The 12,806-nt window shown below is 54.8% G+C and carries 12 protein-coding genes; 2 read left to right on the forward strand and 10 right to left on the reverse strand.

Going from position 1 to position 12,806, the window contains the following annotated elements; all coding sequences use genetic code 11:
• Positions 1-131 precede the first annotated feature (131 nt).
• The gene (locus ACWHYZ_RS12905) at positions 132-665 is read left to right on the forward strand and encodes a hypothetical protein (RefSeq protein ID WP_447983100.1); all 534 of its coding nucleotides are present in this window, start codon (positions 132-134) and stop codon (positions 663-665) included.
• A gap of 11 nt (positions 666-676) precedes the next feature.
• Here the strand turns inward: ACWHYZ_RS12905 and plsY are convergent, their stop codons facing one another.
• From plsY to lepA, 9 genes are all read right to left on the reverse strand, one after another.
• A complete protein-coding gene (gene plsY / locus ACWHYZ_RS12910; protein ID WP_447983101.1) occupies positions 677-1,288 on the reverse strand; it encodes a glycerol-3-phosphate 1-O-acyltransferase PlsY in 612 nt (203 codons plus the stop codon).
• Between the two features lie 33 nt (positions 1,289-1,321).
• Positions 1,322-1,936, reverse strand: a complete 615-nt coding sequence (gene pgsA / locus ACWHYZ_RS12915; protein ID WP_447983102.1) for a CDP-diacylglycerol--glycerol-3-phosphate 3-phosphatidyltransferase — start codon at positions 1,934-1,936, stop codon at positions 1,322-1,324.
• 21 nt (positions 1,937-1,957) lie between these two features.
• Complete coding sequence (locus ACWHYZ_RS12920) at positions 1,958-2,917, reverse strand: KpsF/GutQ family sugar-phosphate isomerase (protein ID WP_447983103.1); 960 nt, start codon at positions 2,915-2,917, stop codon at positions 1,958-1,960.
• Complete coding sequence (kdsA, locus tag ACWHYZ_RS12925) at positions 2,914-3,753, reverse strand: 3-deoxy-8-phosphooctulonate synthase (RefSeq protein WP_447983104.1); 840 nt, start codon at positions 3,751-3,753, stop codon at positions 2,914-2,916. Before kdsA ends, ACWHYZ_RS12920 begins: the two co-directional genes overlap by 4 nt.
• Positions 3,754-3,902: 149 nt before the next feature.
• Positions 3,903-5,504 (reverse strand): CTP synthase, encoded by a 1,602-nt coding sequence (locus ACWHYZ_RS12930; RefSeq protein ID WP_447983105.1) that lies wholly within the window; start codon positions 5,502-5,504, stop codon positions 3,903-3,905.
• On the reverse strand, positions 5,501-6,304 hold the full coding sequence (gene kdsB / locus ACWHYZ_RS12935; RefSeq protein WP_447983106.1) for a 3-deoxy-manno-octulosonate cytidylyltransferase: 804 nt from the start codon (positions 6,302-6,304) through the stop codon (positions 5,501-5,503). The genes ACWHYZ_RS12930 and kdsB overlap by 4 nt, the downstream gene beginning before the upstream one ends.
• A gap of 108 nt (positions 6,305-6,412) precedes the next feature.
• Positions 6,413-7,411, reverse strand: a complete 999-nt coding sequence (gene rfaE1 / locus ACWHYZ_RS12940; protein WP_447983107.1) for a D-glycero-beta-D-manno-heptose-7-phosphate kinase — start codon at positions 7,409-7,411, stop codon at positions 6,413-6,415.
• A 146-nt stretch (positions 7,412-7,557) separates the two neighbouring features.
• Complete coding sequence (lepB, locus tag ACWHYZ_RS12945) at positions 7,558-8,169, reverse strand: signal peptidase I (RefSeq protein WP_447987580.1); 612 nt, start codon at positions 8,167-8,169, stop codon at positions 7,558-7,560.
• Between the two features lie 134 nt (positions 8,170-8,303).
• The gene (gene lepA, locus ACWHYZ_RS12950) at positions 8,304-10,115 is read right to left on the reverse strand and encodes a translation elongation factor 4 (protein ID WP_447983108.1); all 1,812 of its coding nucleotides are present in this window, start codon (positions 10,113-10,115) and stop codon (positions 8,304-8,306) included.
• A 182-nt stretch (positions 10,116-10,297) separates the two neighbouring features.
• Here lepA and bioA point away from each other — a divergent pair, with 182 nt between their 5' ends.
• Positions 10,298-11,671: an adenosylmethionine--8-amino-7-oxononanoate transaminase gene (gene bioA / locus ACWHYZ_RS12955; protein WP_447983109.1), complete on the forward strand. Its 1,374-nt coding sequence runs from the start codon at positions 10,298-10,300 to the stop codon at positions 11,669-11,671.
• 12 nt (positions 11,672-11,683) lie between these two features.
• Here the strand turns inward: bioA and ACWHYZ_RS12960 are convergent, their stop codons facing one another.
• Positions 11,684-12,769 (reverse strand): AI-2E family transporter, encoded by a 1,086-nt coding sequence (locus tag ACWHYZ_RS12960; protein WP_447983110.1) that lies wholly within the window; start codon positions 12,767-12,769, stop codon positions 11,684-11,686.
• Positions 12,770-12,806: the final 37 nt, after the last annotated feature.

Raw genomic sequence — 12,806 nt, forward strand, 5'->3', positions numbered from 1 at the left:
GTCGGATAAGATCTATTATGTCAAGTTACCATTGAGCGCTTCAGCGGCGAAATGTTCAGTTCCGCCGCTCTAATCGTATCCTACCATTTCTTGACTCACTGTTCCGTCGCCGTATACTTAAAAATGTTGGTATGAACGTGAAGGCACTAGTCATCGCGGCGGTTTGTATGAGTGCGGTCGTCGGCCTGGGACTGGCCTTGTCGAACCCCACCCTCACACAGTACCGACAATCCATACTCACGAGCCTGGCTTACGAAGAAGTCAACGATCAGGAGCAAATTGAACGGAAAGCAGTTGAACGAGAAGCCGCCTCGATCGATAGCTACTTTTCAGCAGCGAACTATGAAGGAAGGCGGTTGGATATTCTTACGATCCAGAGACAATACCCTCGACTGGGCGCGTCGCTGGCCAGTCAACTCAGTGCACCGGGAGCCACTCTCAGTGAACGGCTAATGCAAGTCAAGGAAGGAGCGCTTCAGAGAATCACCGTCACACACGAGGCGATACTGTACAGCCTCTTGGCTGATCTCTCAATCCACACGACCCGTACATCGTATGGCCTCTGGTCCAGCTTCTCCACCTGCCATAATAATCGCTCAGGTACCTATCTGGCCGTTGCTGGCCAATTTTTTGAGCAAGAGGCCGGCACCTGTGTATCGCCGTAGCGAAGGGCCGCCTAAACAATCTGTTCTCGCCGCCCGCCGATCTTTGGTTCTGTTCCATTCCACAATCGACTCATATTATCTTTATGCCGCCACAATATAAGAGCGCTGACCACTACTGTGAAGGCTACGAACCGCTCATCGGTCCGGAAACCGGCCGCTAAAACCGGTAGCAGCATGAAAGCCGCAATCGCAGCCCCCGATGAATAACGCCAGATGCCGGCCGTCACGAGCCATACCAGGATGGCGAAAAAGCCGATCATCGGCGACACTCCTATCATAACACCGAGTGCGGTCGCCACCCCTTTTCCGCCTCGAAAACCAAGGAAAACCGAATAGAGATGCCCGATGATCGCGCTGAGGGCGATGAGCCAGGGCCACCATGCATTGTCGGCAAACTGCGTTGCCAGCCAGCCAACCAGCCATCCCTTGCCAAGATCTCCAGCCAACGTCAGGAATCCGGCTTTTTTACCGGAGACTCGCAGGACATTGGTAAACCCGATATTGCGGCTGCCCGACGTGCGTGGATCTGCTGTGCCGAGACACTTGGAGACGACGATGCCGAAAGGGATAGACCCGAGAAGATAACCGCCGACGATCATGGCCAGTGGCAGCGCGTCAGTCACAGTCTTGGAGGGGGAATATTCAAGTGGAGGACGCTACAAACCTTTGAGCGATATTTGACGCCAGAATGTGGCGAGGTACTTCGCTCCGGAAATCAGTCCAAGCATCAAGGCGCCATAGAGTAAGACATTGCCGATCGCGTACACATTCCATTCAGGGTCCACGCTGTCCGCTACAATGAGACACAGAATCGCCAGCACCTGGGCTGTCATCTTGTACTTGCCGGTTGTTTCCGCAGATAGCACGATTCCTTCCGCGGCGGAAATTGCACGAATCCCGGTGACAGCCACTTCCCGGGCGATAATGAGAATCGCGACGACGGCCGCCACCCGTTGAAATTGGACGAGCAAGATCAGACCGGAGATCACCAACAGTTTATCGGCAATGGGATCAAGCAAGCGTCCCAACCTCGTTACTTCAGACCGTCGACGCGCAAGATATCCATCAAGTAGATCGGTAATAGCGGCAATGCCAAACACAGCGGCCGCCGCCAAAGACCGTTCAGGGGTTGGGTGGGAGAACAGTAGGATGAAGATAGGAATCAACAGGAGCCGCGAAAACGTGAGAAGATTCGGAAGGTTCACGTTCGCTTCCCGCGCACCTAGTTTCGCCACGAGAGCGTCTGTCTGCTTGGCCTCGGTGTACGGCATCTGCGCCATCTGCCCCATATACTACACAATCCCGCTTTTGAGCAAATCGTGGAGGTGGAGAACTCCCACTACACTACCACGCTCGTCGAGCACGACCAAAGAGGTAATTGAAAATTCTTCCATAATCTGGACGGCGCGGGCGGCAAGTGCATCCGGAGTAATGGTCTTGGGAGAACGGCTGGCAATGTCATGCACATGAACCGCAGCGAGGTCTAACCCTTTCTCCAGGCAGCGCCGAAGATCACCATCGGTAATGACCCCGAATAGTTGACCCGCCTCATCAAGCACGGTCGTCATTCCAAGCTTTTTCGTCGTCATCTCAAGAAGGGCATCACGAACGGTGGCACCTCTTTCGATGCGCGGCACCGCGTCACCTTGATGCATGAGATCGCTTACTTTCAATAGCAACCGCCTCCCCAATGTACCACCGGGGTGAAATTGCGCGAAATCTTCTTCTTTCAGGCCGCGCTTCTGCAGCAGGGCAATGGCCAACGCATCCCCCATTGCCAGCATGGCCGTTGTGCTGGCGGTGGGGGCGAGTCCCATGGGGCATGCCTCTTCGCTGACAGACACGTCGAGGGCGACATCGCTATTTTTCGCAAGGCTCGAGAGCGGTCTTCCCGTTAAGGCGATGACTGGAATGTTCAAGCGCTTGACGAACGGCAATAACTTGAGCACCTCGTCTGTCTCCCCGCTGTTCGATAAGGCGATGACCGTATCATGGCGGGCTAGCATGCCGAGATCTCCATGGATGCCTTCCGCGGGATGGAGAAAGAAAGCCGGCGTGCCGGTGCTGGCGAGCGTGGCCGCAATCTTCTGACCAATCAGCCCGGACTTTCCCATTCCCGACACCACGACCTTCCCGCTGCAGACGAACAACAGTTCCACTGCCCGGGTGAAGCGATCATCCAGTCGGTCCACCAAACTCGCGATCGCGCGCGCTTCAATATCGAGCACTCGTTTGCCGTGTTCCAAACTCATCGAACCGTTTCCCCTCCCTTACCGGCCACACGACAGATCTGAATCAGGCGTTCCAACAATGGCTTCAACTGATGAAGCGGGACCATGTTGGGGCCATCGGACAATGCGAGATCAGGATTAGGATGTACTTCCATAAAAAAACCATCACACCCAGCTGCCGCTGCAGCACTTGCCAGGGGCGTGATAAATTCCCGTTGGCCGGACGAGCGGGTTCCTTCCCCACCGGGAAGTTGCACGCTGTGAGTCGCATCAAAAATGACCGGGTAGCCGAAACTGCGCATGACCGGAAGCGCCCGCATATCGACGACGAGATTGTTGTAGCCAAAAGTCGAACCACGCTCGGTCAGCAGAATTTTCGATGTCCCGCACTCCTCCAATTTTTTCACTACATTGCTCATCTCCCACGGCGAGAGAAATTGTCCCTTTTTGACGTTGACAATCCGTCCCGTCTTGGCCGCAGCGACAAGCAGATCGGTTTGGCGACAGAGGAATGCAGGGATTTGCAGAATGTCCGCAACGTCAGCAGCCTGAGTCGCTTCGTCGATGCTATGCACATCCGTGAGAACCGGCACCTTGACCTGCTCTTGAACCTTCTGGAGAACTGCCATTCCCTCACGGAGCCCGGGGCCGCGAAAGGAATGGATCGAGCTCCGGTTTGCTTTATCGTAGGACGACTTAAAGACATAGGGCATACCCACTGCACGGGCAATCTCAGCAATCTGATGCGCCGTTTCAAGGACAAGTTGCTCACTCTCGATCACGCATGGACCGGCAATCAGCATATGCGGATGCATTCCGCCAATTTTGAATGTCCCCAAATCAACTTCGTGTATCAAGCAGGACCTCTCCTCGTACGATGATGCTGCTCAAAAATGTCTTACAGCAAGGCCGCAAGCGTCGAAAGAGCCGGTGGCGTACCCTTTCGGTACGTTGAGAATTCTTTCGAGCTGAGGATGCCAGAGGAAGCCTTTTTCAGCAGCATATTCTATCTTCCACATTTTCGTTTCAGCGCCGCCCCCACAAATCCACTAAACAGCGGATGCGGATGATGCGGACGAGAGGTAAATTCAGGATGAAATTGCGTCGCGACGAACCAAGGGTGATCGCGAAGTTCGACAATTTCCACCAGGCGTCCGTCCGGTGAGAGACCACTTAAGACGAGCCCTTGGCGCGTCAACGCGTCCCGGTACGCGTTGTTAAATTCATAGCGATGGCGATGGCGTTCTCTGACTTCTGCCACGCCATACGCCTTATGTGCCAGGCTGCCTTCTGTTATGCGGCAGGTATAGGAACCAAGCCGCATTGTGCCGCCCTTCTCACTCACTTCGCGCTGATCCGCCATGAGATCGATCACGGGATGCGGCGTCTTCGGATCGAACTCCGAACTATTGGCCTCTTTCAGCCCGGCGACGTTCCGAGCACATTCAATGACCGCGCATTGCATGCCCAGACACAGTCCAAGGAACGGAATGTTGTGCTCACGTGCAAAGCGAATCGTCTCAATCTTTCCTTCAATTCCACGTACCCCGAACCCACCGGGGATGAGAATGCCGTCCGCCTCGCGGAGAACCCGTTCGGTGCCCTGTCGCTCGATTTCCTCGGACTCCAGCCAGTGAATGTTGACCCGAGTTTCATGATCGATACCGCCATGCACTAGTGCTTCGGCGAGGCTCTTATAGGATTCTTTCAAGCCGATGTATTTGCCAACCAAGGCCACCGATATTTCATGTTTGGGGTGCTTAATTTTCTGGACCATCGCATCCCATTCACGCAAGTTCGGCGGTCCCGAATCCACATGTAGGAGACGGACGATCAGCTCATCGAGGCCTTCCTTTCGAAAGACGATCGGCACTTCATACACCGTCTCGACATCCTTCGCCGTGATGACGGCGCCTTTTTCAACATTGCAAAACAAGGCAATTTTTTCCTTCAAGTCCGGCGGCAGATAGCGATCCGTGCGGCACAAGAGGATATTCGGCTGGATACCGATCTCCCGCAGCTTATTGACTGAATGCTGCGTCGGCTTGGTTTTCAACTCCCCGGCAGCACCGATGTACGGAACCAGCGTCAAGTGTACATACAGCACATTCTCACGGCCTACATCGTATGGAATCTGACGTATCGCTTCTAGGAACGGCAAACTTTCGATGTCCCCCACCGTCCCGCCGATTTCCACGATGGCTACATCCGTGCCTTTGGCGACATTCACAATGCATTGTTTAATTTCGTCCGTGATGTGCGGCACCACTTGCACCGTCCCACCGAGGTAGTCGCCACGGCGCTCCTTCTGAATCACGGAATTGTATATTCTGCCGGTGGTGTGATTATTGTCCTTCGTGAGGGTCAGCGAGGTATATCGTTCGTAGTGCCCGAGGTCCAGATCCGTCTCCGCCCCGTCGTCGGTGACGTACACTTCCCCATGTTGGTAGGGATTCATAGTTCCTGGATCGACATTAATGTACGGATCCAATTTGAGAAACGTAATCCTGAGTCCCCGGCTCTCCATAAGATTGCCGATGGAGGCGGAAGCCAGGCCTTTCCCGAGTGAGGACACCACGCCGCCGGTGACGAAAATAAATTTGCTCATGACACAACCTTCTCTTGAGGTTGAGAGTCCGTGCCCGCCTGTAATGTTGCCACGGCGTAAGTTACGTCCTCGGGCGTATCGATGCGTATTGAGGGGTGCGTCGTTTCCCACACCTTGATGGAGATTCCGTGTTCCAGCGCCCGCAATTGTTCAAGCTTTTCCGCCTCTTCAAGCTGCCCGGTCGGAAGTGCGCTGAATCGCATCAACGTCTCGCGAGTATAGATGTAGATGCCGAGGTGAATGTAGTACAGACCGGAAGAAATGTCACCTGCTGATCCATCACGGATATGTGGAATCGGTGCACGAGAAAAATACAAGGCATTGCCGGTTATGTCAGTCACGACCTTCACTACCCCGGGGTTACGTACTTCATCCGGAGTCGTAAGGCGTCTTTTGAGCGTACCCATTCCCGCTCCACTCTCCAGAAACGGCCTCACGAGATCGGTGATTAGCCCGGGGTGCATCACAATTTCATCCCCTTGAAGGTTCAGAAAGATGTCGCCGGGGAGCTGCGCAGCGACCGCTGCCACCCGATCGGTGCCGGTTCGAAAGGCCCCTTCTATGAAGAGCGCAGAGCCGCCAAATTGTTTTACCGCCTTGAGAATTCTCGCATCGTCCGTAGCCACCAGTATATGGTCAATTCCCGGGACTGCTTTTATGCGTTCATAGACGTGCTGGATGAGCGGCTTGCCGGCTAAGTCGACCAGTGGCTTGCCCGGAAAGCGTGATGAGGCGAAGCGAGCAGGGATCACGACCGTGACGGATCGGCACTCCCGATGTGTACTGTTTGGACTCCTCACACCGGCCTCCCGCATGGTACGAAAGCGTCAGATGGCCACACGAACATGCGTGTCAAGGCCACGGAAGCAAATGAATCAGGGTTCGGCAGAATGATGTCAGTGGTCCGGTCAGGCATGCATGATGGCTTCGGTCAATTGGGTCCCGCTGACAGTAGCCGTTCCAACCATGCCGACGACGATGCCGGCGGCGTGATTGGCGAGCACGGCGCCATCTCGCATGGATGCGCCGGTCGCTAAAGCCAAGGCCAGTGTCGCAATGACAGTGTCGCCCGCGCCGGTAACATCATAGACTTGTCGCGCCATCGTAGGGACATGAAAGCTCGTTCCATCGGTCTCAAACAAGCTCATGCCTTTCTCTCCTCGCGTGACGAGCACGGACTGGCACCCCAATCGTTGTCGAATCGTCTCGCCGGCCTGACTGATCGATAGGTCATCATCGCCATGTACGCCGGCGGCGTGCGTGGCTTCCAAATGATTCGGCGTCACTACGGTTACGCCCTTGTAATAGGAAAAATGTTCAACTTTAGGATCGACGACCAACGGGATACGTCGGATGGTTGTCAGCCGAACGAGTTCCGTCATCAATGGCGCCGTCACCACGCCTTTGGCATAATCGGAGACAACCACGCACGAAACTTCTCGCAGTCGAGATTCAACATAGCGGACGATCCGTCGCTGCAGTCCAACCTTCATCTCTGTCCGGCGTTCCACATCGAATCGGACCATTTGTTGATTATGTGCAATGACGCGGGTTTTCCGGGTGGTGGGACGATCGGCATCAATGATAACCCCTCCCCTGCCCCCCCGGCGTGTCCCGAGTTGTTGCAAGAGGCGGCGCCCACCTTCATCTGAGCCGATAATTCCACACAAATCCGCCTTGCCGCCAAGCGCCAAAATATTGTTGTACACATTGGCCGCTCCGCCGAGCTTCAGGGACTCCGACTCGACATGGACCACGGGAACAGGCGCCTCCGGAGAAATGCGGCTCACCTTACCCCAAATATAGTGATCCAGAATGAGATCACCTACGACCAGCACACCGGCCTGCGGAAATCGCTGAATGTGGCCGGCCAGCTTTGACTTCTGAGTTTTATGTTTCGCGTTCAATGGGGCTCACCTAGATCAGGCAGAATGTTCAAAATGGCGACCAGCAAGGCCACAGGAGAAGAAAGCACCGCAGGCGTACTCGCTAGGGTATGTTGAGGACGCTTTCGAGCGAGAACGCCGCTCGCGGTCATTTTCAACATCCTGCACTACTGGATGGCTTGGCCGATCCGTTCCCATCGCACCCACTGCGTCCAATCACCATGGCCGCTCCATGACCAATAGATACGGAAGGCTTTGCCACGAATTTTTTCCGCGCGCACATAGCCCCAAAAGCGACTATCCAGACTTTGATCGCGATTATCGCCCATCACAAAATACGAATGTTCTGGAACCGTCACCGGACCAAAGTTATCCCGTGGATTGATCGTGCCATGGATCACGCCGGGATCGACGCGCTGTGTGAAGGCTTTATCATCCAGCACCTTGCCATTGACCGACACAACCTTGTTCCGGATCTCGATCACATCGCCCGGCAGGCCGACGATCCGTTTGATAAAGTCCTTCTCTTCATCTTCCGGAAACCGGAACACGATCACGTCGCCCCGTTGAGGCTCGCCAAACGAAATCAACGGGTGCGAGGTGTAACAGGTGACAGGCGGAAAGCTGACTCGAAATTTGCAGTCTCCGGGCCACTGGATTCCATAGGATAGTTTGCTCACCAGGATATGGTCGCCAATCTGCAGCGTCGGAATCATCGAGCCGGACGGTATCTTGAAGGCCTGAACCATAAACACCCGAATCGCAAAGGCCAACAACATTGCGAGCACGATGGCTTCGGCATATTCACGAATTAATGACTTTCTACGCGGAGGGGACGTGTCCGCTAGCGAAACGCTCACGGTATCCGCTGACGTGGGGCTGACCTCTTCCAGACCCGGTCGTTGCTGATCCATTATTCCCCCGTCACCTTGAGCAGGGCAAGAAACGCTTCTTGAGGCACTTCGACACGTCCGACCTGCTTCATGCGTTTTTTACCCTCTTTCTGCTTTTCCCATAGCTTGCGCTTTCGACTGATGTCGCCGCCGTAGCACTTGGCCGTCACGTTCTTCTTGAGCGCACCCACCGTCTCTCTGGCGATCACCTTATTCCCAATTGCCGCTTGAATCGCGATTTCAAACATCTGCTTGGGGATAAACTCTTTCATTTTTTCGGCGAGCTGACGGCCTCGCGCGATGGATTTGTCTCGATGAGTAATGAGTGAGAGCGCATCGACCGTTTCTCCGTTCAACAAGATGTCGAGCTTGATGAGATCCGAATCCCGATAGCCGATCAACTCATAATCCAAAGATGCATATCCTTGTGTCTTGGACTTGAGCTTGTCATAAAAGTCCAGAATGACCTCGTTGAGCGGCAGCTCGTACGTCAGCATGACCCGGGTGGGATCGAGATAATGCAGATCGAGCTGGGTTCCGCGCCGATCCTGGCAGAGCTGAAGAATGCTGCCGACATAGCGCTCAGGCGTGATGATCGTCGCTTTGATAAACGGCTCCTCGAAGCGCTCAATTTCCGTCGGGGTAGGCAGCTTCGCCGGATTGTCGATTGAGAGCACCTCGCCTTTGGTCGTATGCACCCGGTACACCACAGTGGGCGCCGTGGTAATGAGCGTGAGCTCATATTCCCGCTCGAGACGTTCCTGAATAATTTCCATGTGCAAGAGGCCGAGAAAGCCACAGCGGAATCCGAATCCCAGGGCCAACGATGTTTCCGGCTCGTACACGAAGGAGGAATCGTTCAATCGTAATTTCTGCAGCGCATCCCGGAGGTCTTCATACTTCGCCGTGTCGGTAGAATACAGGCCGCAGAATACAAGCGGCTTCACTTCTTTATAACCTGGGAACGGTGAGTCGGTTTGACGGGCGGCATCTGTCAGCGTGTCGCCGATTTTCACATCCGCTATTTCACGCATATTCGCGCAGACATAGCCGACCTCGCCGGTGCTTAAGACATCCGTTTTGCTTCGCTTCGGGGTGAACTGCCCCACTTCGGTGATCTCAAATGTCTTGTTATTCGACATCACACGGATCTTCATGCCGGGCCGGATGACGCCATCTACCACGCGGGTCAGCACGATCACGCCTTGATAATTGTCAAACCAGGAATCAAAGACCAGGGCCTTCAGAGGCTTGTCAGGATAGCCGGACGGTGGAGGCACGCGCTGGATGACGGCCTCCAACACCTCCCGCACGCCCTTTCCTTCCTTCGCGCTGACCAAGAGCGTGTCGGACACGTCTAACCCCAGGACCTCATGGATTTGGCTCTTCACCCCTTCGATATCGGCACTCGGAAGATCGATTTTATTGATGACCGGGATGACGACCAGATTGTTCGCCATAGCCAAATAGACATTCGCGATCGTTTGCGCCTCGACGCCTTGAGTCGCGTCGACGAGCAGCAGCGCGCCCTCGCAGGCCGCCAGGCTTCGCGAGACTTCATAGGTAAAGTCGACGTGGCCAGGGGTATCGATGAGATGAAGCGCATACATCTCACCATCATTGGCCTTATAGCGGATGGCGACCGCGTGGGCCTTAATCGTGATCCCTCTCTCACGCTCCAGGTCCATCGCGTCCAAAATCTGCTCGCGGGACTCTCGGGCCGTGACGGCCCCCGTGAGGTCGAGGATCCGGTCAGCGAGGGTGGATTTCCCGTGATCGATGTGGGCGATAATAGAGAAATTGCGGACGTGGCTCTGCAAATCGTGGCTCATGTGAAAAATCGATTCATTATATGGAGTGGGCTGGACGAAGTCAAAGACTTCTCCCACGAGGCTGCTGCTGATGTGCGTGCTCGGTTCGGGCTGCAAAACTCTTTGAGCAGCTGCCAATCATCCTAGCCGACTGCTATAATCGCTGACGACCACAGCCTAGTTACTTCCACCGAAGCGATTCCATGAAACCGACTTCCCGTCCACGGACCCGGCAACTCGCTCAATGGGACCACGCCTATCTCTGGCATCCCTTCACGCAAATGAAAGAATGGGAGCAGGAGGAACCGGTTATGATCGAGCGTGGAAAAGGGGCCTATCTCGTCGACACAGAAGGCCGACGCTATCTGGATGGCACCTCCTCAATCTGGGTCAATCTGCATGGACATCGGCATCCAACGCTTGACCAAGCGCTACGAGAGCAGCTGGAGAAGGTCGCGCATAGCACGCTGTTGGGTCTGTCCAACCCGCCGGCGATTGAGCTGGCGCGTGCGCTCATTCGAATCGCGCCGAAGGGTCTTACGCGCGTATTTTATTCTGACGATGGGTCGACGGCCGTGGAAGTCGCTCTCAAAATGGCGGTGCAATATTGGCAGCAGAAAAAGCGGCGAATGGGTTCGAAGCGCATGTTCGTCAATCTGAAGCTTGCCTATCATGGCGATACCGCCGGCGCCATGAGCGTCGGCAACATCGAACTTTTCCATGAGCGGTTCCATCCGCTACTGTTCCCCACATTAAAGGTTGATGCTCCATACTGTTACCGCTGTCCGCTGAAGCTCACATACCCCTCCTGTAGGATGTCTTGCATCGAACCTATCGAACGTCTGTTGAAATCCAGACACAAAGACATTGCCGGCTTCATCATCGAACCCCTCGTTCAAGCCGCCGCCGGCATGATCACCGCCCCGCCTGGCTATCTCAAGCACATTCGTGAGCTCTGTACGAAATACAACGTGCTGCTCATTGCCGATGAAGTCGCGACCGGCTTCGGTCGAACCGGGAAAATGTTTGCCTGCCAACACGAAGGCGTGACCCCGGATCTCATGGCCGTCAGTAAAGGTCTTACCGGCGGTTACATGCCGTTGGCTGCTACGCTGGCAACTGAAGAAATCTATCAAACATTCTTAGGCGAGTATGGAGACTGGAAGACGTTTTTCCACGGCCACAGCTACACGGGAAATCCGCTCGGCTGTGCACTGGCGCTGGCCAATCTCGAAGTATTCCGCGAGGAGCACACGCTGAAGCGATTACAGCCAAAGATCAAAGCCCTGAAGCAGTTGCTCAAGCCCCTAGGCGATCACCCACACGTCGGCGAGATCCGGCAATGCGGCCTTATGGTCGGTATCGAACTGGTCAAGAATCGCACAACACGGGAGCCCTACCCGCTTGAAGAACGTATTGGCCACCGCGTTGCCATGGAAGCACGGCGGCGTGGACTCTTGCTTCGTCCCATCGGCAACGTCATCGTGCTCATGCCGCCGCTGATCACAACGATGACTGAATTGAAACGTATGCTGCAGATTCTGGAGCGTTCCATCATGACGACAACAAGGGAATAATGGGAACGCCTATTACCGGCTTCGCATTCCCTGTATTGGGCTGGCCAAATAATCTTCCCGATAAATCTGAATCGCGGTCATTAGAATGGCGAGAAGGATTGGGCCTAAGAAGAGCCCAATCATGCCGTACGCCGCAAGGCCGCCGATGATGCTGAAGAAGAGAAAGAGGACGGGAAGCTGCGACTCTTTGCCGATGAGCAACGGTCTGAGAAAGTTATCGACCATGGTAATCACACCGGCTCCCCAGATGAGCATGGCGATTGCCTTCCAGACCGGCCCGACCCAATATAGATAGGCGGCAACAGGTAACCAGATAATTGCGGTGCCTCCGAAAGGCAGTGGTGCCAATAAGGCAGTCAGGGCCATCAAGACCACGGGGAAGGGAACGCCCAAGACCGCATAGGCGGCTCCTGCCAGAAGGCCTTGTACCATTGCCGTGATGATTACGCCTTTCACCACAGCCCTCAGCGTGACATCGAGGCGCGTGAAAATCTTCTGTTTATGCAGTTCATCGAGCGGGATCACCTCGTACAAATTGCGATACAGGCGATCACCGTCCTTGAAGAAAAAGAACAGGGTGAAGAGCATGACGAGAAAATTCATGATCAGTAAAAACAGATTGGTTGCGAGCCCAGTCAATTGTTCAACGAAAAAGCCACTGAGCGCTTGAATATTTTGTAGCAGCGATGCCTCTAGATCGCCTTGGGCAAGGATCAGACGACCCAGAATCGGTTGAACGTATCCGCCAATAACCGGCAATTGCGAGAGCTGAGCCGGCGCCGTCTTTAGTCCGCCGCTGTCGATCCACGACTTGGTTGTCTTATACGCAATGCCGGCTTCTTCGATGAGTTGCACGATGAAAATGACCAGCGGCACGACCACCAGGCCGATGATGGCAACTGTTAAGATAGCGGCTGACAGGCCCTTTCGATTTCCTAATCTCGCCGACAATCGGCGATGCAGTGGAAACGCGATGTGCGCGAGAATCACGGCCCACAGGACCGGCAGCAAGAACGGACGAAAGACGATGGCAATCTGATACAGCAGGACCAGGAGGATAACGAAAAATCCAAGGGCAAATATCTGGCGCTGCGTCATCTGAGCCAGGTCTCAACGAGCGGGGCCGTAGAAGGAC

Source organism: Nitrospira sp. Nam74 (genome assembly GCF_965152615.1).

Coding starts and splice junctions, on each gene's coding strand:
- pgsA (WP_447983102.1), bottom strand. CDS start 1,936: ATGCCGTACACCGAGGCCAAGCAGACAGACGCTCTCGTGGCGAAACTA.
- bioA (WP_447983109.1), top strand. CDS start 10,298: ATGAAACCGACTTCCCGTCCACGGACCCGGCAACTCGCTCAATGGGAC.
- lepB (WP_447987580.1), bottom strand. CDS start 8,169: ATGTTGTTGGCCTTTGCGATTCGGGTGTTTATGGTTCAGGCCTTCAAG.
- ACWHYZ_RS12905 (WP_447983100.1), top strand. CDS start 132: ATGAACGTGAAGGCACTAGTCATCGCGGCGGTTTGTATGAGTGCGGTC.
- ACWHYZ_RS12930 (WP_447983105.1), bottom strand. CDS start 5,504: ATGAGCAAATTTATTTTCGTCACCGGCGGCGTGGTGTCCTCACTCGGG.
- ACWHYZ_RS12920 (WP_447983103.1), bottom strand. CDS start 2,917: ATGAGTTTGGAACACGGCAAACGAGTGCTCGATATTGAAGCGCGCGCG.
- ACWHYZ_RS12960 (WP_447983110.1), bottom strand. CDS start 12,769: ATGACGCAGCGCCAGATATTTGCCCTTGGATTTTTCGTTATCCTCCTG.
- lepA (WP_447983108.1), bottom strand. CDS start 10,115: ATGAGCCACGATTTGCAGAGCCACGTCCGCAATTTCTCTATTATCGCC.